The organism is Streptomyces sp. NRRL S-455 (assembly GCF_000717875.1).
Lineage (GTDB): Bacteria > Actinomycetota > Actinomycetes > Streptomycetales > Streptomycetaceae > Streptomyces.
In genome coordinates, this window is record NZ_JOCT01000005.1 from 157,310 (window position 1) to 180,477 (window position 23,168).

Consider the following 23,168-nt stretch of genomic DNA (forward strand, 5'->3'; position numbering starts at 1 on the left):
GCTCGCCCCCTGTCAGTACGCGGGGAGGGTCCGCGGGCCGAGGTCGTCGCGGGCGGGCGGTGGGGCCAGGCGGACGGAGGCGCCCAGGACGCTCAGGCCGTGCGAGGCGACGACGACCGGCTCCAGGGTGACCGCGACCACCTCGGGATGGTCGTCGACCAGCCGGGACACCCGCAGCAGCAGCTCCTCCAGGGCACGGGTGTCGGCCGGTGCGGAGCCGCGCCAGCCGAACAGCAGGGGTGCCGTGCGGATCGACCGCACCAGCGAGGTCGCCTCCTTGTCGGTGACCGGGATCAGCCGGTGGGCGGTGTCCCCGAGCAGCTGGGAGGCGGCTCCGGCGAGCCCGAAGGAGAGCACGGCTCCGGCCGCGGGGTCGATGACGGCCCGTACGACGACGTCCACGCCGCGCGGCGCCATCCGCTGTACCACCGGGCGCAGCTCGTCCGGCGTGCCGAACAGTTCCGTCAACTCCGCGTACGCGCGTCGCAGTTGGTCCTCGTCCGCGAGGTCGAGGCGTACGCCGCCCAGGTCGGCGCGGTGCCGCAGGTGCGGGGCGGTGGCCTTGAGGGCCACGGGGTAGCCGAGGCCGCGGGCGGCCTCGGCGGCGGCGTCGGGGGTCGGGGCGGGCAGGGTGCGGTGGACGTGGACGCCGTAGTGGCCGAGCAGGTCGCAGGTCTCGCCCGCGCCGAGCGTGAAGCCCTTCCCGCGCGCGAGGAGCCCGTCGATCAGCGTGGCGGCGCCCCTGACGTCGATGTCCTCGTACTCGGGCACCTTGCCGGGCTCGGCGGCGTCGCGTCGCCACTGGGCGTAGGTGACGGCCTGGGCGAGGGCCCGTACAGCACGTTCGGCGGCGGGATAGGCGGGGATGAGGTGGGTGCCGTCGGGGGGTTCTTCGGCGGGCGTCGGATGGGACGGGACTTGAGGGGCGTCGGGGCTGTTTTGCGGCGGATTGTCCGTCCCGGCCTGTGGTGCCGTGCTGGCCGCTGCCGACAGGGCCTCGGCCAGGCCGCCGAGCTCCACGTGGACGACCAGGACCGGCTTGGCCGGAGCCGCGGCCGCCGCGGAGCGGAGCGCCTCGGCGAGGGCCGCGTCCCCGATCGACCCCTCCCCCACCGCCGGTATGGCGGTGACGACCACCGCGTCGCACGAGTCGTCCGCCAGCGCCCGGGACAGGGCCGCGTGGAAGTCCGCCGCCGATGCCGCCGTGGTCAGGTCGAGCGGGGGATGCGGCCGCAGCCCCTCGGCGAGGCACGCGTCGTAGGTGAGCAGGCCGAGCGACTCGGAGTTGCCGAGGATCGCCACCCGGGGACCGGCGGGCAGGGGCTGGCGGGCGAGCAGCAGGCCCGCGTCCACCAGGTCGGTGATGGTGTCGACCCGGATGACGCCGGCCTGGCGCAGCAGCGCCGAGACGGTCGCGTGCGGCAGCCGGGTCGCCCGTACCGCGTGCCCCTGGGGGGCGGCGCCGTGCCGGGCACCCTGGACCACGACCAGCGGTTTCGCCGCGGCGGTCCGGCGGGCGAGGCGGGCGAACTTGCGGGGGTTGCCGATGGACTCCAGGTACATGAGGACGACGTCGGTGTCGGGGTCCTCGTGCCAGTACTGGAGGACGTCGTTGCCGGAGACGTCGGCCCGGTTGCCGGAGGAGACGAAGGTGGAGACGCCGGTCACACCCGTGACGCCGCCGCCGCGCCGGTGCAGCCGGGACAGCAGGGCGATGCCGATGGCGCCGGACTGGGCGAAGAGTCCGATCCGGCCGGGGCGCGGCATCTCGGGGGCGAGGGAGGCGTTGAGCCGCACCTCCGGGGAGGTGTTGATGAGGCCGAAGGCGTTCGGCCCGATGATCCGCATGCCGTAGGTGCGCGCGTGCCGCACGAGGGCGCGCTGGCGTTCACGGCCCTCGGGGCCGCTGTCGGCGTACCCGGCGGAGATGACGACGAGACCCTGTACGCCGTGTTCGCCGCACTCGGTGACGGCCTCGGGGACGTGCTCGGCGGGTACGGCGACGACCGCCAGGTCGACCGGGCCGTCGATGTCGCGGACCGAGCGGTGGGCGGGCACCCCGTCGAGTTCCCTCTGCCCCTCGGGGAGGGCCTTGTTCACGGCGTGGAGGCGGCCCGTGAACCCGGCGTCGCGGATGTTGCCGAGAACGCTGCGGCCCACGCCGCCGGGGTTGCGTCCGGCGCCGATGACGGCGACCGAGCCGGGCGCGAGCAGCCGCTGCACGGAGCGTGCCTCGGCGCGGTGTTCGCGCGCGTACTGCACGGCGAGGGAGCGGTCGGTGGGTTCGAGGTCGAACTCCAGACGGACGACGCCGTCCTCGAAGCTGCGCTTCTGGGTGTACCCGGCGTCCGTGAACACCTTGATCATCTTGGTGTTGGCGGGCAGCACCTCGGCGGCGAAGCGGCGGATGCCGCGCTCGCGGGCCACGGCGGCGATGTGTTCGAGGAGGGCGGAGGCGACGCCGCGGCCCTGGTGGGCGTCCTGCACCAGGAAGGCGACCTCGGCCTCGTCGGCGGGTGCGGACGCGGGTATTCCGTCCGGGCCGATCCGGTCGTAGCGTACGGTGGCGATGAACTCGCCGCCCACTGTGGCCGCGAGTCCCACCCGGTCCACAAAGTCGTGGTGCGTGAAGCGGTGGACGTCCTTGGCGGACAGGCGAGGGTACGGCGCGAAGAAGCGGTAGTACTTCGACTCGTCGGAGACCTGCTCATAGAAGCTGACCAGGCGCTCGGCGTCATCAACGGTGATGGGCCGGACGCGCGCGGTGCCACCGTCGCGCAGCACCACGTCGGCTTCCCAGTGGGCGGGATACTCGTGCCGGTCCGGCGAGGTCTGCATGGGCCCCAGAGTACGGCTCGTGTCCGGCAACGGCGCGAGACGGTCTCCGGAGGGCGTCAGCCGGGTCGAGGCCGCGACCCGACGGCACCCCGGGGCGGTCCCTCGAGGACCGCCCCGGTACAACTTCACGCTGTGGGAAACTGGTCTAGACAACCCTGAACACCGAAGGGCAGCAACACATGGCTGAGCGCCGCGTCAACGTCGGCTGGGCCGAGGGCCTCCACGCCCGCCCCGCCTCCATCTTCGTCCGAGCCGCCACGGCCGCAGGCGTCCCGGTGACGATCGCCAAGGCAGGCGGCACCCCCGTGAACGCGGCCTCCATGCTGGCCGTTCTCGGCCTCGGCGCACAGGGCGGCGAGGAGATCGTCCTCGCCTCCGACGCCGAGGGCGCGGACGCCGCTCTCGACCGGCTCGCGAAGCTGGTCTCCGAGGGTCTCGAGGAACTTCCCGAGACCGTCTGAGTTTTTCTCCGCGCCGGACCCGGCGCACCCTGAAGGGCTCGCCCGATTCATCGGGCGGGCCCTTCGCCTTTTCGGCGAATTCCCGGATTGCGGGCAGCAGAAATAATCCCCCGCGAATTAGCTGCTCTTTGTATACGGCTCTTGTGTTAATGCCGCAGGCTCGCCGTGTTTACGGAATGTTGCGAGTTCCTCACACGCTCGGCGCGCTCCCCGGTGGAACCGAAACGCAGTCGGTGCGCGGCCGTCGCGCGCTCGGTGTGCCGCGCCGTGACCGCCCGCGCGCGCTCGCCGTCGCCGCGCGCCACCGCGTCGACGATCGCGCCGTGCTCGGTCCAGGACTCCATGGGACTGTCCGGCACCTCCACGGCGTACATCCAGGCGATCTTGTGGCGCAGCTGGGTGAGCATCGAGGTCAGCGCCGGACTGCCGGATGCCTGTGCCAGCGTCTCGTGGAACCAGCCGCCCAGAGAGCGCAGGTCGTCGCTGTTGCCCCGGCGGGCACGCTCCTGCCCGAGCCGGACCAGTCCGCGCAGGACCTTCAGATGGGCCTCGGTGCGGCGCTGGGCGGCCCGGGCGGCACCGAGCGGCTCCAGCAGCATGCGCATCTCCAGCAGGTCGGCGGCCTCCTGCTCGGTGGGTTCGGCGACGCAGGCGCCCGCGTGCCGCCGGGTCACCACGAAGCCCTCGGCCTCCAGGGTGCGCAGGGCCTCCCGGACGGGGACGCGCGAGACGCCGTAGCGGCGCGCGAGGAGTTCCTCGGTCAGCCGGCTGCCGCGTTCGTAGACACCCGCGACGATGTCGTCCCGGATGGCCGTGCACACCGAGTGCGCGGGAATACGCATGACCGACCTCCGTTTAATCCCCGTGAAACGTCGAGGAGTGACGCGTGTTCCGTGACTCTATTGCAATCAGCCCGGATTTCCGACGGCAGGTGGGAATCCATGGATATTTTTTGGACAGTGGGCCGTGGCAAACACCGAAAGCCCCGGCTCGGGGAGCCGGGGCTTCGGGAATCCGAAACGGTGTGCCGTCAGACGTTCACGCCGTGCGAGCGGAGGTAGGCGACGGGGTCGATGTCGGAGCCGTACTCGGGGCTCGTGCGGGCCTCGAAGTGCAGGTGCGGGCCGGTGACGTTGCCGGTGGCGCCGGACAGGCCGATCTGCTGGCCGGGGGTGACCTGCTGGCCGACCGAGACGCCGACGGACGACAGGTGGCCGTACTGGGTGTATGTCCCGTCGTTCATCTTGATCACGACCTGGTTGCCGTAGGAGCCGCCCCAGCCGGCCTCGACGACCGTGCCCATGCCGACCGCGCGGACGGAGGTGCCGGTGGCGGCGTGGAAGTCGACGCCGGTGTGGCTGCCGGAGGACCACAGGCCGCTGCTGGTCTGGTAGCCGGTGGAGACGTACGAGCCGGAGATCGGGGACACGTAGCTGCCGAGGCGCTTGCGCTCGGCCTCGCGGGCGGCACGCTCCTTGGCCTCGCGGGCCTCCTCGGCCGCCTGCTCGGCCGCCTTCTTGGCCTTCTCGGCGAGTTCGGCGGCCCGCTTGCGCGCGGCCTCCTCGGCCTTCTTCTTGGCGGCGGCCTCCTCGGCGGCCTGCTTCTGGGCGGCGGCCTGGGCGTCGATCTGATGGGCCACGGTGTCGCCCATGGTGACGACCGGGGTGAGGCCGGTCTGCTCGGCTGCGGGCTCCGCCGCCATGGCCGCCGGAGCCGCCACGGTGCCGATGACACCGGTGGTGGCGAGGGCCGCGACGCCCGCGGCGCGGGCCGTACGGCGCTGGATACGGCTGGGACGACGGTGCTTCCCGGTGGCGCGCGTGAACGCCATGGAGTGGCTGATCCTTTCCTTCCCTCTCGCCTACCGGGTTAGCTGACGGGTTCGGAGCAGGAAGGTCTCCTACGGACCCCCTCGCGGTGCGCGCGGGCGTCCGATTCACCCCAGGGACTGCGGTTGGGTCCCCGGCTCCCCTGGCTCGCGCCGTATGGGGACTCGGCGATGACTGTCCGGTGCCGCGGTTGCGGCGCACTGCCTGACGAACAGCCCGGACGACGCTAAGCGGGGCCACTTTCAATTCCCAAACGGATCGCCGCTTTTGTAGTGCATCCCACAGGGCAGACGGGCAACTCCCGTATCAATTCGGGCATAAAGGAGCCCTGGTGCCTAAGAAGACAACCAGGGCCCCTACGCGTGTGCCCCTACTCGGCGGCGACGACCGTGACTTCGCCGATGCCCAGGGCCTCGACCGGGCCCTTGATCTGCGCCGCGTCACCGACGAGGACGGTCACCAGACGGTCCACCGGGAAGGCGCTGACGGCCGCCGCGGTGGCTTCCACCGTGCCGGTCGCGGCGAGCTGCCGGTACAGCGTGGCCTGGTAGTCGTCGGGCAGGTGCTGCTCGACCTGGTCGGCCAGCGTGGACGCGACGGCCGCCGCCGTCTCGTACTTCAGCGGCGCCACGCCGACCAGGTTCTGCACGGCGACGTCCCGCTCGGCGTCGGTCAGTCCCTCGGCGGCGAGGGTGCGCAGCACCGTCCACAGGTCCTGAAGCGCCGGGCCGGTGTTGGGCGTGTCCACGGAACCGCTGATGGCGAGCATCGCGGCGCCGGTCCCGTCCGGGGCGGACCTGAGGACCTGGGCGAACGCCCGCACCCCGTAGGTGTAGCCCTTCTCCTCACGCAGGACGCGGTCCAGGCGGGAGGTGAGGGTGCCGCCCAGGCAGTACGTGCCGAGCACCTGCGCGGGCCACACACGGTCGTGCCGGTCCGCGCCGATGCGGCCGATCAGCAGCTGCGTCTGGACGGCGCCCGGCCGGTCCACGATCACGACCCGGCCCGTGTCGTCGGCGGTCACCGGCGGCACCGGGCGCGGCTCGGCCGAGGAGCCGGTCCACGAGCCCAGCGTGTCCCCGAGCAGCGCGTCGAGGTCGACACCGGTGAGGTCGCCGACGACCACGGCGGTGGCCGTGGCGGGCCTGACGTGCTTCTCGTAGAAGCCGCGTACGGCCGCGGAGTCGATCGCGGCGACCGTCTCCTCGGTGCCCTGCCGGGGCCGCGACATGCGTGAGTCCGCCGGGAAGAGCTCCTTGGAGAGCTCCTTGGCGGCGCGCCGCGACGGGTTGGCCAGCTCGTGCGGGATCTCGTCGAGGCGGTTGCGGACCAGCCGCTCGACCTCGCTGTCGGCGAACGCGGGTGCCCTGAGGGCGTCGGCGATCAGGCCGAGTCCCTTGGCGAGCCGGGAGGCCGGCACCTCCAGGCTGAGCCGGACGCCGGGGTGATCGGCGTGCGCGTCGAGGGTGGCGCCGGCGCGCTCCAGCTCGGCGGCGAACTCCTCGGCGGAGTGCTTGTCGGTGCCCTCGGAGAAGGCCCGGGCCATGATCGTGGCCACCCCGTCCAGGCCGGCCGGCTCGGCCTCCAGGGGTGCGGCCAGCAGCACCTCCACGGCGACGACCTGCTGGCCGGGGCGGTGGCAGCGCAGCACCGTCAGGCCGTTGTCGAGCGTGCCGCGCTCGGGGGCCGGGAAGGCCCACGGCTTGGCGGCGCCCGCCTGCGGCTGGGGGTGGAAGTCCATCGTGGCGAGCTCGGTCACTTGGCCGCCTCCTCGTTCTCGTCTCCGGCCGCGGCTGCGGTGTCCGCGTCTGTCGCGTCGCTCTCGGCGTCCTCGTCGGCGACGGGCTCGTAGACGAGCACCGCGCGGTTGTCGGGCCGCAGGCGGGCCTTGGCGACCTCCTGGACCTCCTCCGCCGTGACCTCCAGCACGCGCTGCACGGCGGTCAGGGCGAGCTGCGGGTCGCCGAACAGCACGGCGTACCGGCACAGTTCGTCGGCACGGCCCGCGACCGTGCCGAGCCGGTCCAGCCACTCGCGCTCCAACTGGGCCTGGGCGCGCTCCATCTCCTCGGCCGTGGGGCCCTCCTCGGCGAACCGGGCGAGCTCCTCGTCGATGGCGGTCTCGATGACCGGCACCTCCACGTCACCGGACGTCTTCACGTCCAGCCAGCCCAGGGAGGGCGCTCCCGCGAGCCGCAGCAGGCCGAAGCCGGCCGCCACGGCCGTACGGTCCCGCCGGACGAGGCGGTTGTAGAGGCGGGAGGACTCGCCGCCGCCGAGGACGGTGAGGGCGAGGTCGGCCGCGTCGCACTCGCGCGTGCCGTCCTGCGGCAGCCGGTAGGCGGCCATCAGGGCACGCGCCGGGACCTCCTCCTCGACGACCTCGCGCAGCTGCTCGCCGATGATCTCCGGCAGCGAGCCGTCACGCGGGGCCGGCTTGCCGTCGTGACCGGGAATGGAGCCGAAGTACTTCTCGACCCAGGCCAGGGTCTGCTCCGGGTCGATGTCACCGACCACGGAGAGCACGGCGTTGTTCGGCGCGTAGTAGGTGCGGAAGAACGCGCGCGCGTCCTCCAGGGTCGCCGCGTCCAGGTCGGCCATCGAGCCGATCGGGGTGTGGTGGTAGGGGTGGCCCTCCGGGTAGGCGAGGGCGGTCAGCTTCTCGAAGGCGGTGCCGTAGGGGACGTTGTCGTAGCGCTGGCGGCGCTCGTTCTTGACGACGTCCCGCTGGTTCTCCATCGACTCGTCGTCGAGGGCGGCCAGCAGGGAGCCCATGCGGTCGGCCTCCAGCCAGAGGGCCAGCTCCAGCTGGTGGGCGGGCATGGTCTCGAAGTAGTTGGTCCGCTCGAAGCTGGTGGTGCCGTTCAGCGAGCCGCCGGCGCCCTGGACGAGCTCGAAGTGGCCGTTGCCCTTCACCTGGGCGGAACCCTGGAACATCAAGTGCTCGAAAAGGTGAGCCAGGCCGGTACGGCCCTTGACTTCGTGGCGCGAGCCGACGTCGTACCAGAGGCACACCGCCGCGACCGGGGTCAGGTGGTCCTCGGAGAGCACCACGCGCAGGCCGTTGGCCAGGCGGTGCTCGGTCGCTGTCAGGCCCCCGGAGCCTGCCTGGGCTGTGGCCGTGTGACCCATGGGCATGTACGTCCCTTCGATCGCGAAGCGGTTGATCAAACCGCGGTTTTCCTGCCGAGTCCTGCCACTGTATGCAAGCGCGCGAGGGCCTGGTGAAGTTCCCGGCGGGCGTTCGCGCGGAGCGGGACGACGTGTCCGGCCGCGACCGTGCCGGACGGCGCCGCCAGGTCCGGATCCGGGTCCTGGTCCCCGGTTGTCAGTGCGGCGGTCCACAATGGTCGGCGTCAGATCCGGATCGCAGCAGCATCAGCTCGCCCGGGGGCCGGCATGAACGCCCCGCAGGCGAGCGACCAGTAACAGGAGGAGCCGGCAGCGATGGCCCGCCGCAGCACGAAGAACCCGCCGCCCGACGACTCGTACGAGGAGAGGATCCTCGACATCGACGTCGTCGACGAGATGCAGGGCTCCTTCCTCGAGTACGCGTACTCGGTCATCTACTCCCGTGCCCTGCCCGACGCCCGCGACGGCCTCAAGCCGGTGCACCGCCGCATCGTCTACCAGATGAACGAGATGGGGCTGCGCCCCGAGCGCGGCTACGTCAAGTGCGCCCGTGTCGTCGGCGAGGTGATGGGCAAGCTGCACCCGCACGGCGACGCGTCGATCTACGACGCCCTCGTGCGCATGGCCCAGCCCTTCTCGATGCGCGTCCCCCTGGTCGACGGCCACGGCAACTTCGGCTCGCTGGGCAACGACGACCCGCCGGCCGCCATGCGGTACACCGAGTGCCGGATGGCCGAGGCGACGAGTCTGATGACGGAGTCGATCGACGAGGACACCGTCGACTTCAACCCGAACTACGACGGTCAGGAGCGGGAACCGGTGGCGCTGCCCGCCGCCTTCCCGAACCTCCTGGTCAACGGCGCGTCGGGCATCGCGGTCGGCATGGCCACGAACATGCCGCCGCACAACCTGCGCGAGGTCATCGCCGCCGCCCGCCACCTGATCAGGCACCCGAACGCGGACCTCGACGCCCTGATGAAGCACGTACCGGGCCCGGACCTGCCCACGGGCGGCCGCATCGTCGGACTCTCCGGCATCCGGGACGCGTACGAGTCGGGCCGCGGCACGTTCAAGATCCGGGCGACCGTGTCGGTGGAGCAGGTGACGGCCCGCCGCAAGGGCCTCGTCGTCACCGAGCTGCCCTTCACGGTCGGCCCGGAGAAGGTCATCGCCAAGATCAAGGACCTGGTCGGTTCGAAGAAGCTGCAGGGCATCGCCGACGTCAAGGACCTCACCGACCGTGAGCACGGCCTGCGCCTGGTCATCGAGATCAAGAACGGCTTCGTGCCGGAGGCGGTCCTGGAGCAGCTGTACAAGCTGACGTCGATGGAGGAGTCCTTCGGCATCAACAACGTGGCCCTGGTCGACGGCCAGCCGCTCACGCTGGGTCTGAAGGAGCTGCTCGAGGTCTATCTCGACCACCGTTTCAACGTCGTGCGGCGGCGGTCGGAGTTCCGCCGCGGCAAGAAGCGAGACCGGCTGCACCTGGTCGAGGGTCTGCTGACGGCCCTGCTGGACATCGACGAGGTCATCCGCCTCATCCGCTCCAGCGAGAACTCGGCGCAGGCGAAGCAGCGCCTGATGGAGCAGTTCTCGCTGAGTGAGGTCCAGACGCAGTACATCCTCGACACGCCGCTGCGCCGCCTGACCAAGTACGACCGCATCGAGCTGGAGGCGGAGAAGGACCGGCTCAACGCGGAGATCGAGGAGCTGACCCGGATCCTCGACTCGGACGCGGAGCTGCGCAAGCTGGTCTCCTCCGAACTGGCCACGGTCGCCAAGAAGTTCGGCACCGACCGGCGTACGGTCCTGTTGGAGTCGGGCGGTGCCCCGGTCGCCGCCGTGCCGCTCCAGGTGGCCGACGACCCGTGCCGCGTGCTGCTGTCCTCGACGGGTCTGCTGGCCCGCACGGCGAACGGCGAGCCGTTCGCGGACTCCGCCGGAGCCAAGCGCGTCAAGCACGACGTGATCGTCTCGGCGGTACCGGCCACCGCCCGCGGCGAGATCGGCGCGGTCACCTCGGCGGGCCGGCTGCTGCGGCTGAACGTGATCGACCTGCCCCAGCTGCCGGAGTCGATGCCGACGCCGAACCTCGCGGGAGGTGCCCCGCTGGCCGAGTTCGTCTCCCTGGAGGACGACGAGACGGTCGTCTGCCTGACCACCCTCGACGAGTCGTCGCCCGGCCTGGCGCTGGGCACGGAACAGGGCGTGGTCAAGCGTGTGGTGCCGGACTATCCGTCCCACAAGGAGGAGCTGGAGGTGATCACCCTCAAGGAGGGCGACCGGATCGTCGGCGCGGTGGAGCTGCGCACGGGCGAGGAGGACCTGGTCTTCATCACCGACGACGCCCAGCTGCTGCGCTTCCAGGCCTCGGTGGTGCGTCCCCAGGGCCGCCCGGCGGGCGGTGTGGCGGGCGTCAAGCTCGCCGAGGGCGCGAAGGTCATTTCCTTCACCGCGGTGGATCCGGCGGCGGACGCCGTCGTCTTCACCGTGGCGGGCTCGCGGGGCACGCTGGACGACTCCGTCCAGACGACGGCCAAGCTGACCCCATTCGACCAGTACCCGCGCAAGGGCCGGGCCACCGGCGGCGTGCGTTGCCAGCGGTTCCTGAAGGGTGAGGACTGCCTGTCCCTGGCCTGGGCCGGCCCTGCCCCGGCCCTCGCCGCGCAGAAGAACGGCACGCCGGCCGACCTCCCGGAGATGGACCCGCGCCGGGACGGCTCGGGCGTGTCCCTGGCGAAGACGGTGGCGATGGTGGCGGGCCCGGTCTAGACCGCCGGCTCCTCCTCCGAGCCCTGGACGAACCGCAGGACGCCCCACATGCCGTGCTCGTCGGCGTGGGGGGCGTCGCTCCGGCACGAGTCGAGTCCCTTGTCGAGGGCCGAGACGTCGATGCCGGAGCCGATGAGGACCAGCTGGGTGAGGCGTTCGCCGCCGGCCGGCCAGGGCTCCGGGTAGAAGCGCAGAAACCGCCCGACGGCGTGGACGGCGTAGCGGTTCCGGACGTCGTACGGCCCGAAGTCGACATAGCCCTTGATCCGGTACAGCCCCTCCGGCCGGCTGTCGAGGAACTCCATCAGCCGGCGCGGGTCGAGGGGCTGCTCCCGTGAGACGAACGACAGGCTGTCGTAGCCGGTGTGCAGATGCCCCGCATGGCCGTCGTGGCCCTTGTGGCCGTCCCCGCCGTGCTCGTGCAGGTCGTCGAAGGACAGCTGGCCGATGCGCTCCTCACTCGGCCGGCAGTCGAAGAGGAACTCGGGGTCGATGCGGCCGTAGGTGGCCGGTACGACGGCGGCGCGGTCGACGAGGGAGCGGACCAGCCCGAGGACGCGTTCACCGTCCGCCGCCCGGTCTGCCTTGTTGACCACGACGAGGTCGGCCAGCGCGAGGTGCCGGTCGATCTCGGGATGCCTGGACCGGGTGTCGTCGAACTCGGCGGCGTCGACGACCTCGACAAGACCGCCGTACACGATCCCCGGATGCTCGCTGGCGAGCACCATCCGTACGAGTTCCTGCGGCTCGGCCAGCCCGCTGGCCTCGATGACGATGACGTCGATACCGAGTGAGGGGTCCGCGAGGCGCTCCAGGTACTCGTCCAGTTCGCTCGCGTCGACGGCACAGCACAGGCATCCGTTGCCGAGCGAGACCGTCGAGTCGCCGAGTGCTCCGGCCACGGCCATGGCGTCGATCTCGATGGCCCCGAAGTCGTTGACGATGGCGCCGATGCGGCTGCCGCCGCTGCGGTGGAGCAGGTGGTTGAGCAGTGTGGTCTTTCCCGAGCCGAGGAATCCGGCCAGGACGACGACCGGGATCTGCCGCGGTTTCGGGCTCGGGTGGCTCACCGTGCGACCTCTCTCATGCCGACGGGTGCACCGGCTCGGGTTCCCGGCACACGTACGAGGATGGGATGCCGAGCCAGGATACGAGCCATGAGAGCCGCGAAGAGTGAACGGTCGTCAGTGGCACTCGTGGGGGCCGCGCCGCCGTGCCTCAGGCCGGCACCGGTACCGGCGCCTCCGGCCCCACGTACCGTGCCACCGGCCTGATGATCTTCGTATCCTCCGCCTGTTCCAGGATGTTGGCGCTCCAGCCCACCACGCGCCCGGCGGCGAACGTCGGCGTGAACATCTCGCGGGGCAGGCCGCAGAGTTCCATGACCACACCCGCGTAGTACTCGACGTTGGTGTGGAGCTCACGGCCCGGCTTCAGCTCCGCCAGGATCGCCTCGACGTGCCGCTCGACCTCGACCGCGAAGTCGACCCGCGGGCCGCCGAACCCCTGGGCGACCTCCCGCAGCATCCGGGAGCGCGGGTCCTCCGTGCGGTAGATCGCATGCCCGAAGCCCATGATGCGCTCACCGGCGAGCACCCGCTGACGCACCCAGGAGTCGATCCGGTCCGGGGTGCCGATCGCGTCCAGGGTGTCCAGTGCCCGGCTGGGCGCACCGCCATGGAGCGGCCCCGACAGCGCGGCCACCGCGCCGGCGAGGCACGCCGCCACGTCCGCGCCCGTCGACGCGATCACCCGGGCGGTGAAGGTTGACGCATTGAATCCATGATCAATGGTTGAGATCAGGTACTGCTCGATCGCCCGCGCGTGCCGCTCCGTGGGGACCGAACCCGTCAGCATGTAGAGGTAGTTCGCCGCGTACGACAGGTCCTCGCGCGGCGCGACCGGCTCGAGTCCTTTCCCCAGCCGGTGCAGGGCGGTGAGCAGCGTGGGTACGGCCGCGGTGGCCTCGAGAGTGTCCTGCCGACGCCGGGCGGTGTCCGTGTCGTACACGGGGCTGAAGCTCTTCGCGGCGCCGAGCAGCGACAGCGCCGTACGCATCCCGGCGAGCGGGCCGGAGCGCCCGCCGGCCGCCGCGATGGCCGGCAGGGCCGCCCGCACCTCGTCGGGCAGCCTCCGCAGCTCGGCGGTTTCGGCCGCGAAGGCCGCGCTCCGCCCGGGGTCCGGGAGTTCGCCCTGCACGAGCAGATGCCAGACGTCCTCGAAGGAGCGGGTCCGCGCGAGGTCCACGGCGGAGTACTGGCGGTAGTGGTAAAAGCCCTCGAGACCACGGACGTCACCGATGCGGGTGTCGGTGACGACGACACCGGCGAGTCCCCGTGGTGCGTCGACGAGTGCGGCTGCGGACCTGTTGACGGACACGTCTACCTCCCTGGACTTGATTAGACTGTCCATGGTTGACTTTATTCCTGTCAATATTGATTGAATCAATACATCAATCAATGGTCCGCCAGGCGGATACGGTGACCCATATGCGCGATCAAGAGTCCGCCCCACCCGACGCGGAACGGCGGCTGAGCACCAAGGAAGCCGCCGAGCTGCTCGGCGTGAAGCCGGAGACCGTGTACGCGTACGTGAGCCGCGGCCAGCTCAGCAGCCGGCGGGTGCCGGGCGGCCGGAGCAGCACGTTCGACGCCGGGGAGGTCGAGGCACTGGCCCGGCGCAACAGGCGGGAGAGCGCCGGCGGCTCCGGCTCCGGCTCCGGCTCCGGGGGCGAGTTGTCGGTACGGACGTGCATCACGCTCATCGAGAGCGACCGCTACTACTTCCGCGGTGTCGACGCGGTCGACCTGGCCACCGGGCACACCTACGAGGAGGTCGCCGAGTGGCTGTGGACCGGCAAGCTGCGCCCGGACTCCGCCTTCACCGCACCCGCCGCCTCCGTCGCCGTCGCCCGCCGCGCCGTCAGCGCGCTGCCCGGACACGCCGCGCCCACCGACCTCTTGCGCGTCGCGACGATCGCCGCGGCGACCGCCGACCCCCTGCGCTTCGACCTGTCGGAGGACGCCGTGCTCGGCACGGCGCGCAGCCTCATCCCCACGCTCGTCGCCGCCCTGCCGCCGGCGGGACACGACCGCCGCGACGAGGGCCCCCTGGCGCACCGCCTCTGGACCCGGCTGTCCGGGCGGGAGCCCGACGAGCCGTCGCTGCGTGCCCTGGACGCGACCCTCGCCCTCCTCGCCGACCACGACCTGGCCGCCTCCACGCTCGCGGTGCGCGTCGCCGCGTCGGCCCGTGCCCACGCCTACGCGGCGGTCTCCGCCGGGCTCGGCGTGATCGAGGGGCCGCTGCACGGCGCGGCGAGCGGGCATGCCCACCGGTTGCTCCTCGACGTGCTCGACCGGGGCGACGCCGCGCCCGTCATCGCGGAGGAGTTGCGGGCCGGCCGGAGCATCCCGGGACTCGGTCACCGCCTCTACCCGGGCGAGGACCCACGCGCGCGTGCCCTCTTCACCCTCCTGGAGCGGATCCCGCGCGCGGAGCCCGCCCTCCTCGCGGCCCGCGACATCGTCGAGACCACCGCCCGCCACACCCCGCTGCACGCCAATGTCGACCTGGCGCTCGCCGTGCTCACCGCCTCCTGCGGCATGCCCTCGACCGCGGGCGAGACGATCTTCGCCGTGTCCCGTACGGCCGGCTGGATCGCACACGCCCTGGAGGAGTACGGCGAACGCCCCCTGCGCATGCGTCCGAGCGGTCTTTACACGGGTCCGAAGCCGCCCCAGCCACTGCCGGAGTAGCACCGGGCGGGGGCCGGAGGCCACCGCGAGCCAACTCAGGTTAGGCTCACCTCTGTGAGTACGTGCTCAAGTGTCTCCCGGGACCTCGACGAGCCCGTTTCGGGAACCGCGGCCACCGCGAGGACCTGGCTGTTGCTGGAACAGCCCGGCCCCTGGGGTGCCAAGGCGCTCACCTCGAGCCACCTGGACCCCGCGCTGGGCCGTGCCCTTGAGGCGGCCGCGAAGGACACGGGCGTACGGATCGTGCTCATCCGGCGCCCCGGACGCCACGCGGACCGCCGGATGCCCGCGGCACGCCGGGTGTACGTCGCCCACACCGTCCCGGGGAACGTGTGGCTGCACGCCGCCACGACCTCGGACCCCGGGCAGCTGCTCGATCTCGACTTCGCCGCCCTCGGCCGGGGCGACCACCGCTCCTTCGGGGCCGTGCTCGGCGGCCGGCCCCACGACGGCGATCCGCTCGCCCTCGTCTGCACCAACGGCAAACGCGACCGCTGCTGCGCCCTCCTCGGCCGGCCCCTCGCTGCCGAACTCGCCACGTCCGGCGTCGAGGGCGTCTGGGAGGTCACCCATCTGGGCGGTCACCGCTTCTCCCCGACGGTCCTGGTGCTGCCGTACGGATACGCCTACGGCAGGGCCCAGGCCCACACCCTCAAAGAGGTCCTGCTCGGTGCGCGCGAGGGGCGGATCGTCATGGAGGGGTGCCGGGGCGGCTCGGCCTGGGAACGACCCGGTCAGGCCGCCGAACTCGCCGTGCGTGAGAGGACCGGCGAATCCGCCGCGGAAGCGCTGAGCGTCGTACGGACGACCGGTGCGGCCCCGCGCTGGGAGGTGACGGTAGCTCACTGCGACGGGCGCCGCTGGCAGGTGAGCGTCGCCCAGGGGGCGGCCCTGCCGCCCCGTCCGGAGAGTTGCGGGGCGGCGGTCCTCGGATCGCCCGCCCGGATGGACGTGGTGGCGATCCGTGAGGTGAGGGTGACCACCGCCCTCGCGAGCTGACCGGGGCCCGGGCTCCGGCGCGTCCGCTCAAGCATTGATCAAGAGATCCGCCTCACACCCGTTTCGGCAGGTGGGCAGCCCCACGTACGGTCTTGGGTATGAGCCCCACTCCTCCCGCACGCCGCCTGCGTCTCGGCATGCCCCGGCGGGTGTTCTCGCAGGTGTTGCTGATGCAGGTGGCCATCGCCGCGGGAGTCGCGGTCCTCGCGACCGGGCTGTTCCTCGCGCCCCTCGGCGATCAGCTCGACGACCAGGCGATGCGCCGCGCGCTCGCGATCGCGCAGACGACCGCACAGCAGCCCGGCCTCGCGGAGGACCTGCGGGACACCGCTCCGTCGCCGAACGGTCCGGTGCAGCGGGAGGCCGAGCGGATCCGGAAGGCCACCAAGGCCGAGTACATCGTGGTGATGGACTGGCGGGGCGTCCGCTGGTCGCACCCGGACCGCGAGCAGATCGGCGGCATCGTCTCGACCGATCCCGGCCAGGCGCTGGCCGGCAAGGAGGTCATGGAGATCGACAGCGGCACGCTGGGCCGCTCCGCCCGCGGCAAGGTGCCACTGCGCGACAGCGACGGCAGGGTCGTCGGCGCCGTCTCGGTCGGTATCGCCTACGACAGCGTCCGGGCCCGGCTGGTCCACGCGATCCCGGGGCTGTTCGCCTACGCCGGCGGTGCCCTGGCCGTCGGCGCGCTGGCCGCGTGGCTCATCTCCCGGCGGGTCCACCGGCAGACCAGGGACCTCGCCTTCTCGGACATCGCGGCGCTGCTGTCGGAACGCGAGGCGATGCTGCACGGCATCCGGGAGGGCGTCGTCGCCCTGGACCGCGCCGGCCGCATCCGCCTCCTCAACGACGAGGCGCAGCGCCTGCTGGGCATCGGGGACACCGCGGTGGGCTCCTCCCCCGACGAGGCGCTCGGCACGGGCCGCACCGCCGACGTGCTGGCCGGGCGCGTGACCGGCACGGATTTGCTCACCGTCCGCGGTCAGCGGGTGCTGGTCGCCAACCGCATGCCCACCGACGACGGCGGCGCCGTGGCCACGCTGCGCGACCGCACCGAGCTGGAGCAGCTGGGCCGCGAGCTCGACTCGACCCGCGGTCTGATCGACGCCCTGCGCGCCCAGGACCACGAACACGCCAACCGTATGCACACGCTCCTGGGGCTCCTCGAGCTGGAGATGTACGACGACGCCGTCGAGTTCGTCGGCGAGGTGGTCGGTGACCACCGGGCCACCGCCGAACAGGTCGCCGAGCGGATCGAGGACCCGCTGCTCGCCGCCCTGCTGGTCGGCAAGACGACCGTCGCGGCCGAGCGGGGCGTCACCCTGTGGGTGTCGGACCGGACCCGGCTGCCCGACCGGCTGATCGATCCCCGAGGACTCGTCACCGTCGTCGGCAACCTGGTGGACAACGCCCTCGACGCGGTCGCCGGCAAGCCGCACGCGCGCGTGGAGGTCGAACTGCGCGCCGAGGGGCGTACGGCGATCCTCAGGGTGCGCGACACGGGGCCGGGCGTCCCGCCGGAACACCGGGAGCTGGTTTTCACCGAGGGATGGTCCACGAAGAAGCCGCCGGCGCACCGTGAACGGGGCATCGGGCTGTCCCTGGTGCGCAGGTTCGCCGAGCGGCAGGGAGGCAACGCGACCGTGGACGAGGCGCACGGCGGAGGCGCGGAGTTCACCGTCGTCCTGCCCGAGGCGCTGGCCGCCCCCGGCCCGGAACCGGCCCTGGCCGTGCCGTCAGCTCCGCAGACCGCCAAGGAGGAGTCGTGATGATCGAGGTCCTGGTCGTGGACGACGACACCAGGGTCGCGCGGGTCAACGCCGCCTACGTCGAGAAGGTGCCGGGCTTCCATGTGGCCGGGGAGGCCCACACCGCCGCGGACGCCCTGCGCCGGCTGGAGACGCTGCCCCGGCTGGACCTGGTGCTCATGGACCACTACCTGCCCGACCAGACAGGGCTCGCGGTCGTCCAGGAGATGCGGCGGCGCGGCCACCAGACCGACGTGATCATGGTGACGGCGGCCCGGGACGTGTCCACCGTGCAGGCGGCGATGCGACACGGCGCGCTGCAGTACCTGGTCAAACCGTTCGCCTTCGCCGGCCTGCGCGCCAAGCTGGAGGCGTACGCGGAGCTGCGCCGCACGCTCGACGGCGGTGGGGAAGCCGAGCAGGCCGAGGTGGACCGCATCTTCGGTGCGCTGTCGGCATCGTCGGAGCCCGACCTGCCCAAGGGCCACTCCCCCACCACCGCGGAACTGGTCCGCCAGTCCCTGATGAACGCCGACGGGCCGCTGTCCGCCCAGGAGATCGCCGAGCGGACCGGGGTGAGCCGCCAGACCGCCCAGCGGTACCTGAAGCTGCTGGAACGCACGGGACGGGCCAGGCTGACCCTCAAGTACGGCGACGCGGGCCGCCCGGAACACCGTTACGTGTGGGCGACCCGCACCTGAGGCCTTCCCGTGAATGATCTCGAGCCGTTCTGAGCGCCGGTGGGCCGGCCGAGCGGCCCGCCTGTCCAGCCGTCTGGAGTCGCCGGCTGCGCCGCCCGGGACCGTCCGGCCGTCTGCGCCTCTCCCTCGGCCACGGCGACACGGGCCGGCCCGGACACCGCTACGCGGAGGTGACGCTGCGGCCGGACGACGAAGGCACCCCCTACGCCGCCCCCGCCCCGGTCAGCGACCTCACCTCCGTCTCCGCGTGCTTGGCCTCGTCCGGCACCTCCGCCGAGGTGACGGTGCCCAGCCACCCGGCGAGAAAGCCCAGCGGGATCGACACGAGCCCCGGGTTCTGCAGCGGGAAGTACTGGAAGTCGACGCCCGGGAACAGCGAGTCGGGGCTCCCCGAGACCACCGGCGACAGCACCACGAGCACCACGGCCGGCACCAGACCGCCGTAGACGGACCACACGGCGCCGCGGGTCGTGAAGCCGCGCCAGAACAGCGAGTAGAGCAGCACCGGCAGGTTCGCCGAAGCGGCGACGGCGAAGGCGAGGCCCACCAGGAACGCCACGTTGAGATCCCGCGCCAGCAGGCCCAGCGCGATCGCCACCACCCCGACCCCGAGGGCGGCGACCCGGGCCACGGCCACCTCGCTGTGAGGCTTGCCGCGCCGGCGCCGCAGGGACGCGTAGAGATCGTGGGCCACGGAGGCCGAGGACGCGAGAGTGATCCCGGCGACCACGGCGAGAATCGTGGCAAAGGCGACGGCGGCGACGATCGCGAAGAGGACCGTTCCGCCCGTCGAACCGGCACCGCCGCCCAGGTCGAGCGCCAGCAGCGGAACCGCCGTGTTCCCGGCCGCGTTCGACCCGCGCACCGCGTCCGGCCCCAGGATGGCGGCGGCGCCGAACCCGAGCACGATCGTCATCAGGTAGAAGCCGCCGATGAGTCCGACGGCCCAGACGACCGAGCGGCGTGCGGCCCGCGCGGTGGGCACGGTGTAGAAGCGGGACAGGATGTGCGGCAGCCCTGCCGTACCCAGCACCAGAGCCAGTCCCAGACTGATGAAGTCGAAGCGGGCGGTCCAGTCCCCGCCGTACTTCAGCCCGGGCGCCAGAAACGCCTCCCCGTGACCGCTGCGCTCGGCCGCCGTGAGGAGCAGACGGTCCAGATCGCCGTGGAAGCGCACGAGGACGAGCACCGTCAGGGCGAGGGTGCCGCCCAGCAGCAGGACCGCCTTGACGATCTGGATCCACGTCGTCGCCCGCATCCCTCCCAGCGACACATAGATCACCATGAGCGCACCGACACCGATCACGGTCCAGGCCCGCGCCGCCTCACTCGTGCCCCCGAGCAGCAGCGCCACCAGGCTGCCCGCGCCGACCATCTGCGCCACCAGGTACAGAACGGAGACGGCGACCGAGGAGGTTCCCGCGGCGACCCGTACCGGTCGTTCCCGCATCCGCGCCGCCACGACGTCGGCCAGCGTGAACCGGCCGCAGTTGCGGACCAGTTCGGCCACCAGGAACAGCACCACCAGCCAGGCCACGAGGAAACCGACGACATACAGCAGCCCGTCGTAGCCGAACAGCGCGATGAGCCCGGTGACGCCCAGGAAGGAGGCGGCCGACATGTAGTCGCCCGCGATGGCGAATCCGTTCTCCATGGGCGAGAAGAGCCGCCCGCCCGCGTAGAACTCCTCGGCCGAGCCGCGCCGGTTGCGGCTCACCCAGGTCGTGATCGCCAGCGTGACCGCGACGAACGCGCTGAACAGCAGGAGCGCCAGAGTCTGGTGTTCCCCCGTCACGAGGCACCGCCGTTCATGCCGCGGGTCAGCTCCTGGGTGTCCCAGCGCAGTTCGAGCGCCGCCCGGTCCCGGCGCAACCGCGCATGCCGCGCGTACCCCCAGGTGAGCAGGAACGTGGTCGCGAACTGCCCGAGCCCCGCCACCATCGCCACGTTCACCGACCCGGCCACGGGGCGCGCCATCAGCTCCGGCGCGGTCGTGGCCGCCACGACGTAGCCCACGTACCAGACGAAGAAGGTGACGAAGGCCGGCACCACGAACCGCCGGTACCGCCGCCGCACGTCCTGGAATGCCGTGCTGCGCTGCACCTCCAGATACACCTCGGACGCCGCGACCCCGGTCTCGCCTTCCCCTCGCGCCGACGGAATCAGCGCCGCGGGGGCCTCCCCCGCACCGGCCGACTCACCCCAGCCGGAGGCGAGGGCGTCGTACCAGGGATCGTCGTACGTCAGGTGCCCGGCGTCCTCGCCCGAACTCTCCCGGCCGGTCCCGCCTCTGCGGGGACGGCCCTTGCTTGGCTGCATGCCCAAGGATGGACAGAACGGGAAGATCCCCGACTCTTCTTCCCATCCCTCTTCACCCCATCAGGTGACCCAACCCGCAGGGCCTGCTCAGCACCGGGCTACGAGCAACTCCCGGGCGGCTCCGGGCGTCACCCGCGTCCCGGGCCCGGTCCGTCCGGCCCGGGCCCGGCGCAGCGGCTACGCGTCGATTCGCGACCGGTCCAACGTGGCCGCCGAGTTGGAGATGAACTCCTTGCGCGGCGCGACGTCGTTGCCCATCAGGAGGTCGAAGACCTGCTCGGCGGCCTCCAGGTCGGAGAGGTTGATCCGGCGCAGGGTGCGGTGGCGCGGGTCCATGGTCGTCTCGGCCAGCTGGTCGGCGTCCATCTCACCGAGACCCTTGTAGCGCTGGATCGAGTCCTTGTAGCGGATGCCCTTGCTCTGGAACTCCATGAGCGTGTCGCGCAGTTCGCGGTCCGAGTACGTGTAGACGTACTTGTCCTGCCCCTTCTTCGGCTGGACGATCTCGATGCGGTGCAACGGCGGCACCGCCGCGAAGACCCGGCCGGCCTCGACCATGGGCCGCATGTAGCGGTGGAAGAGGGTCAGCAGCAGCGTGCGGATGTGCGAGCCGTCGACGTCGGCGTCGGTCATCATGATGATCTTGCCGTAGCGGGCCGTGTCGATGTCGAAGGTCCGGCCCGAGCCGGCTCCTATGACCTGGATGATCGCGCCGCACTCGGCGTTCTTCAGCATGTCCGTCACGGACGACTTCTGAACGTTGAGGATCTTGCCCCGGATCGGCAGCAGCGCCTGGAACTCGGAGTTCCGGGCGAGCTTCGCCGTACCGAGCGCGGAGTCGCCCTCGACGATGAACAGCTCGCTGCGGTCGACGTCGTCGCTGCGGCAGTCGGCGAGCTTGGCCGGCAGCGAGGAGGACTCCAGGGCCGTCTTGCGGCGCTGCGCGTCCTTGTGCTGCCGGGCGGCGATGCGCGTACGGGCCGCGGCGACGGCCTTCTCCAGCACGACCCGGGCCTGCTGGGCGGCGTCCCGCTTCGTGGACGTCAGGAACGCCTTGAGTTCCTTGCTGACCACGTTGTTCACGATCCGGCGGGCCGCCGAAGTGCCCAGGACCTCCTTGGTCTGGCCTTCGAACTGGGGCTCGGCGAGGCGGACGGTCACGACCGCGGTCAGGCCCTCCAGGGCGTCGTCCTTGACGATGTCGTCCTCGGCGACGCGCAGGAGCTTCTTGGCGCGCAGCACCTCGTTCATCGTCTTGGCGACAGCTTGCTCGAAACCGGCGACGTGCGTGCCGCCCTTGGGGGTGGCGATGATGTTGACGAACGACCTGAGCGTCGTGTCGTAGCCCGTCCCCCAGCGCAGCGCGACGTCGACGCCGAGCTCGCGGGTGACCTCGGTGGGCGTCATCTGGCCGTGGTCGTCGAGGACGGGAACCGTCTCCTTGAAGGTGCCCTGCCCGGAGAAGCGGAGGACGTCGCAGACCGGCTTGTCGCTCGCCAGGTACTCGCAGAACTCGCTAATACCGCCGTCGAAGCGGAAGGACTCCTCGCCCTTGCTGCCGCCCTCACCGAGTCCGAACTCGTCGCGGACGACGATGGTCAGGCCGGGCACCAGGAACGCGGTCTGGCGGGCGCGCTGGTGCAGCGTCTCCAGGGAGAGCTTGGCGTCCTTGAGGAAGATCTGGCGGTCGGCCCAGTACCGCACACGTGTGCCGGTGCGGCTCTTGGGGATCTTCTTGGCCTTGCGCAGCCCGCCCTTGGCCTCGAACTTGGCGTCCGGGCCGTTCCCGGCGAAGGCACCCGGAACGCCGCGCCGGAAGCTGATGGCGTGGGTGTGCCCGCCGCGGTCCACCTCGATGTCCAGGCGGGCCGAGAGGGCGTTCACCACGGAGGCGCCCACGCCGTGCAGGCCACCGGAGGCGGCGTACGAGCCGCCGCCGAACTTGCCGCCGGCGTGCAGCTTGGTCATGACGACCTCGACTCCGGAGAGGCCGGTCTTGGGCTCGACGTCGACCGGGATGCCCCGGCCGTTGTCCCGGACCTCGACGGACCCGTCGTCCTGCAGAACGACCTCGATGTGGTCGCAGTAGCCGCCCAGGGCCTCGTCGACGGAGTTGTCGATGATCTCCCAGAGGCAGTGCATCAGGCCACGGCTGTCGGTGGAGCCGATGTACATGCCCGGACGCTTGCGCACGGCCTCGAGCCCCTCGAGGACGAGCAGGTGCCGCGCGGTGTAGTTGGAACCGTCCCGGTCTGCTCCTGCCAGCAGAGCTGTGGACGGCACGGACGTCTCGGCGGTCACGCGGTTCGCTCCTCGCTGAATTTCAGATGACGCCCTCATGGGTAGGGGCGCGGCTTGGGTCACCGGTGAGAGGGTACCGAGGCCTGGTAGAGCCGTTGTAACGCCACCCTCGTCGGAAACTCACACTAGTCCACACTCGTATACTTGTTCGATCCCTCGATGGAGTGAAGCACACATCACGTTCCCTTCCAGGCATGAACCATTTAGGCTCCGGGCACGTCCTCATGAACAACCGGCAACCCAGCCGGGAGGACCGACCACCCGATACACCGCGAAGCCCCGTAAGACACATAGACACGCAATACGGCAC

Annotated in this window: 16 protein-coding genes and 1 riboswitch; of the genes, 6 read left to right on the forward strand and 10 right to left on the reverse strand. The window is 71.6% G+C overall.

What is annotated here, in order from left to right:
- Positions 1-12 precede the first annotated feature (12 nt).
- Positions 13-2,838 carry a bifunctional GNAT family N-acetyltransferase/acetate--CoA ligase family protein gene (locus IE97_RS0110210; protein WP_030235216.1) on the reverse strand — a complete coding sequence of 942 codons (2,826 nt, stop codon included), beginning with the start codon at positions 2,836-2,838 and terminating at the stop codon, positions 13-15.
- 179 nt (positions 2,839-3,017) lie between these two features.
- Between IE97_RS0110210 and IE97_RS0110215 the strand changes: the two genes are divergently transcribed.
- The gene (locus IE97_RS0110215; RefSeq protein WP_030235221.1) at positions 3,018-3,299 is read left to right on the forward strand and encodes an HPr family phosphocarrier protein; all 282 of its coding nucleotides are present in this window, start codon (positions 3,018-3,020) and stop codon (positions 3,297-3,299) included.
- 146 nt (positions 3,300-3,445) lie between these two features.
- On the opposite strand, the gene IE97_RS0110220 is transcribed toward IE97_RS0110215, so the two are convergent.
- From IE97_RS0110220 to IE97_RS0110235, 4 genes are all read right to left on the reverse strand, one after another.
- Positions 3,446-4,141, reverse strand: a complete 696-nt coding sequence (locus IE97_RS0110220; protein WP_030235223.1) for a GntR family transcriptional regulator — start codon at positions 4,139-4,141, stop codon at positions 3,446-3,448.
- A gap of 188 nt (positions 4,142-4,329) precedes the next feature.
- Positions 4,330-5,130, reverse strand: coding sequence for a M23 family metallopeptidase (locus IE97_RS0110225; protein WP_030235226.1), 801 nt, complete (start codon positions 5,128-5,130; stop codon positions 4,330-4,332).
- A 12-nt stretch (positions 5,131-5,142) separates the two neighbouring features.
- Positions 5,143-5,308: riboswitch (cyclic di-AMP (ydaO/yuaA leader) on the reverse strand.
- Positions 5,309-5,498: 190 nt separating this feature from the next.
- Positions 5,499-6,887, reverse strand: coding sequence for a M16 family metallopeptidase (locus IE97_RS0110230; protein WP_030235229.1), 1,389 nt, complete (start codon positions 6,885-6,887; stop codon positions 5,499-5,501).
- The gene (locus tag IE97_RS0110235; RefSeq protein ID WP_051704914.1) at positions 6,884-8,260 is read right to left on the reverse strand and encodes a M16 family metallopeptidase; all 1,377 of its coding nucleotides are present in this window, start codon (positions 8,258-8,260) and stop codon (positions 6,884-6,886) included. The genes IE97_RS0110230 and IE97_RS0110235 overlap by 4 nt, the downstream gene beginning before the upstream one ends.
- A gap of 315 nt (positions 8,261-8,575) precedes the next feature.
- On the opposite strand from IE97_RS0110235, the gene IE97_RS0110240 reads away from it, so the two are divergent.
- Positions 8,576-11,032 (forward strand): DNA gyrase/topoisomerase IV subunit A, encoded by a 2,457-nt coding sequence (locus IE97_RS0110240; protein ID WP_030235236.1) that lies wholly within the window; start codon positions 8,576-8,578, stop codon positions 11,030-11,032.
- Here the strand turns inward: IE97_RS0110240 and IE97_RS0110245 are convergent.
- Together IE97_RS0110245 and IE97_RS0110250 are read right to left on the reverse strand one after the other, a co-directional pair.
- The gene (locus IE97_RS0110245) at positions 11,029-12,102 is read right to left on the reverse strand and encodes a CobW family GTP-binding protein (protein WP_030235240.1); all 1,074 of its coding nucleotides are present in this window, start codon (positions 12,100-12,102) and stop codon (positions 11,029-11,031) included. The two genes, IE97_RS0110240 and IE97_RS0110245, sit on opposite strands and share 4 nt — an antisense overlap.
- A 148-nt stretch (positions 12,103-12,250) precedes the next feature.
- Entirely contained in the window at positions 12,251-13,411 is a 1,161-nt protein-coding gene (locus IE97_RS0110250; protein ID WP_030235243.1) for a citrate synthase/methylcitrate synthase, read from the reverse strand.
- Between the two features lie 110 nt (positions 13,412-13,521).
- Between IE97_RS0110250 and IE97_RS0110255 the strand changes: the two genes are divergently transcribed.
- From IE97_RS0110255 to IE97_RS0110270, 4 genes are all read left to right on the forward strand, one after another.
- Positions 13,522-14,790, forward strand: coding sequence for a citrate synthase (locus tag IE97_RS0110255; protein ID WP_030235246.1), 1,269 nt, complete (start codon positions 13,522-13,524; stop codon positions 14,788-14,790).
- 54 nt (positions 14,791-14,844) lie between these two features.
- Positions 14,845-15,789, forward strand: a complete 945-nt coding sequence (locus IE97_RS0110260; RefSeq protein WP_030235249.1) for a sucrase ferredoxin — start codon at positions 14,845-14,847, stop codon at positions 15,787-15,789.
- Between the two features lie 98 nt (positions 15,790-15,887).
- Positions 15,888-17,558, forward strand: a complete 1,671-nt coding sequence (locus IE97_RS0110265) for an ATP-binding protein (protein WP_030235252.1) — start codon at positions 15,888-15,890, stop codon at positions 17,556-17,558.
- The gene (locus IE97_RS0110270; RefSeq protein ID WP_030235255.1) at positions 17,558-18,238 is read left to right on the forward strand and encodes a response regulator; all 681 of its coding nucleotides are present in this window, start codon (positions 17,558-17,560) and stop codon (positions 18,236-18,238) included. Before IE97_RS0110265 ends, IE97_RS0110270 begins: the two co-directional genes overlap by 1 nt.
- Positions 18,239-18,440: 202 nt before the next feature.
- Here IE97_RS0110270 and IE97_RS0110275 read toward each other — a convergent pair whose 3' ends face one another.
- The 3 genes from IE97_RS0110275 to IE97_RS0110285 form a co-directional block, all read right to left on the reverse strand.
- Positions 18,441-20,033, reverse strand: coding sequence for a cation acetate symporter (locus tag IE97_RS0110275; protein ID WP_030235258.1), 1,593 nt, complete (start codon positions 20,031-20,033; stop codon positions 18,441-18,443).
- The gene (locus tag IE97_RS0110280) at positions 20,030-20,557 is read right to left on the reverse strand and encodes a DUF485 domain-containing protein (RefSeq protein ID WP_030235260.1); all 528 of its coding nucleotides are present in this window, start codon (positions 20,555-20,557) and stop codon (positions 20,030-20,032) included. The genes IE97_RS0110275 and IE97_RS0110280 overlap by 4 nt, the downstream gene beginning before the upstream one ends.
- A 177-nt stretch (positions 20,558-20,734) precedes the next feature.
- Positions 20,735-22,858, reverse strand: coding sequence for a DNA gyrase/topoisomerase IV subunit B (locus IE97_RS0110285; protein ID WP_030235263.1), 2,124 nt, complete (start codon positions 22,856-22,858; stop codon positions 20,735-20,737).
- Between the last annotated feature and the right edge of the window lie 310 nt (positions 22,859-23,168).

Coding starts and splice junctions, on each gene's coding strand:
- IE97_RS0110240 (WP_030235236.1), top strand. CDS start 8,576: ATGGCCCGCCGCAGCACGAAGAACCCGCCGCCCGACGACTCGTACGAG.
- IE97_RS0110280 (WP_030235260.1), bottom strand. CDS start 20,557: ATGCAGCCAAGCAAGGGCCGTCCCCGCAGAGGCGGGACCGGCCGGGAG.
- IE97_RS0110225 (WP_030235226.1), bottom strand. CDS start 5,130: ATGGCGTTCACGCGCGCCACCGGGAAGCACCGTCGTCCCAGCCGTATC.
- IE97_RS0110265 (WP_030235252.1), top strand. CDS start 15,888: ATGAGCCCCACTCCTCCCGCACGCCGCCTGCGTCTCGGCATGCCCCGG.
- IE97_RS0110270 (WP_030235255.1), top strand. CDS start 17,558: ATGATCGAGGTCCTGGTCGTGGACGACGACACCAGGGTCGCGCGGGTC.
- IE97_RS0110215 (WP_030235221.1), top strand. CDS start 3,018: ATGGCTGAGCGCCGCGTCAACGTCGGCTGGGCCGAGGGCCTCCACGCC.
- IE97_RS0110210 (WP_030235216.1), bottom strand. CDS start 2,838: ATGCAGACCTCGCCGGACCGGCACGAGTATCCCGCCCACTGGGAAGCC.
- IE97_RS0110255 (WP_030235246.1), top strand. CDS start 13,522: ATGCGCGATCAAGAGTCCGCCCCACCCGACGCGGAACGGCGGCTGAGC.
- IE97_RS0110220 (WP_030235223.1), bottom strand. CDS start 4,141: ATGCGTATTCCCGCGCACTCGGTGTGCACGGCCATCCGGGACGACATC.
- IE97_RS0110235 (WP_051704914.1), bottom strand. CDS start 8,260: ATGGGTCACACGGCCACAGCCCAGGCAGGCTCCGGGGGCCTGACAGCG.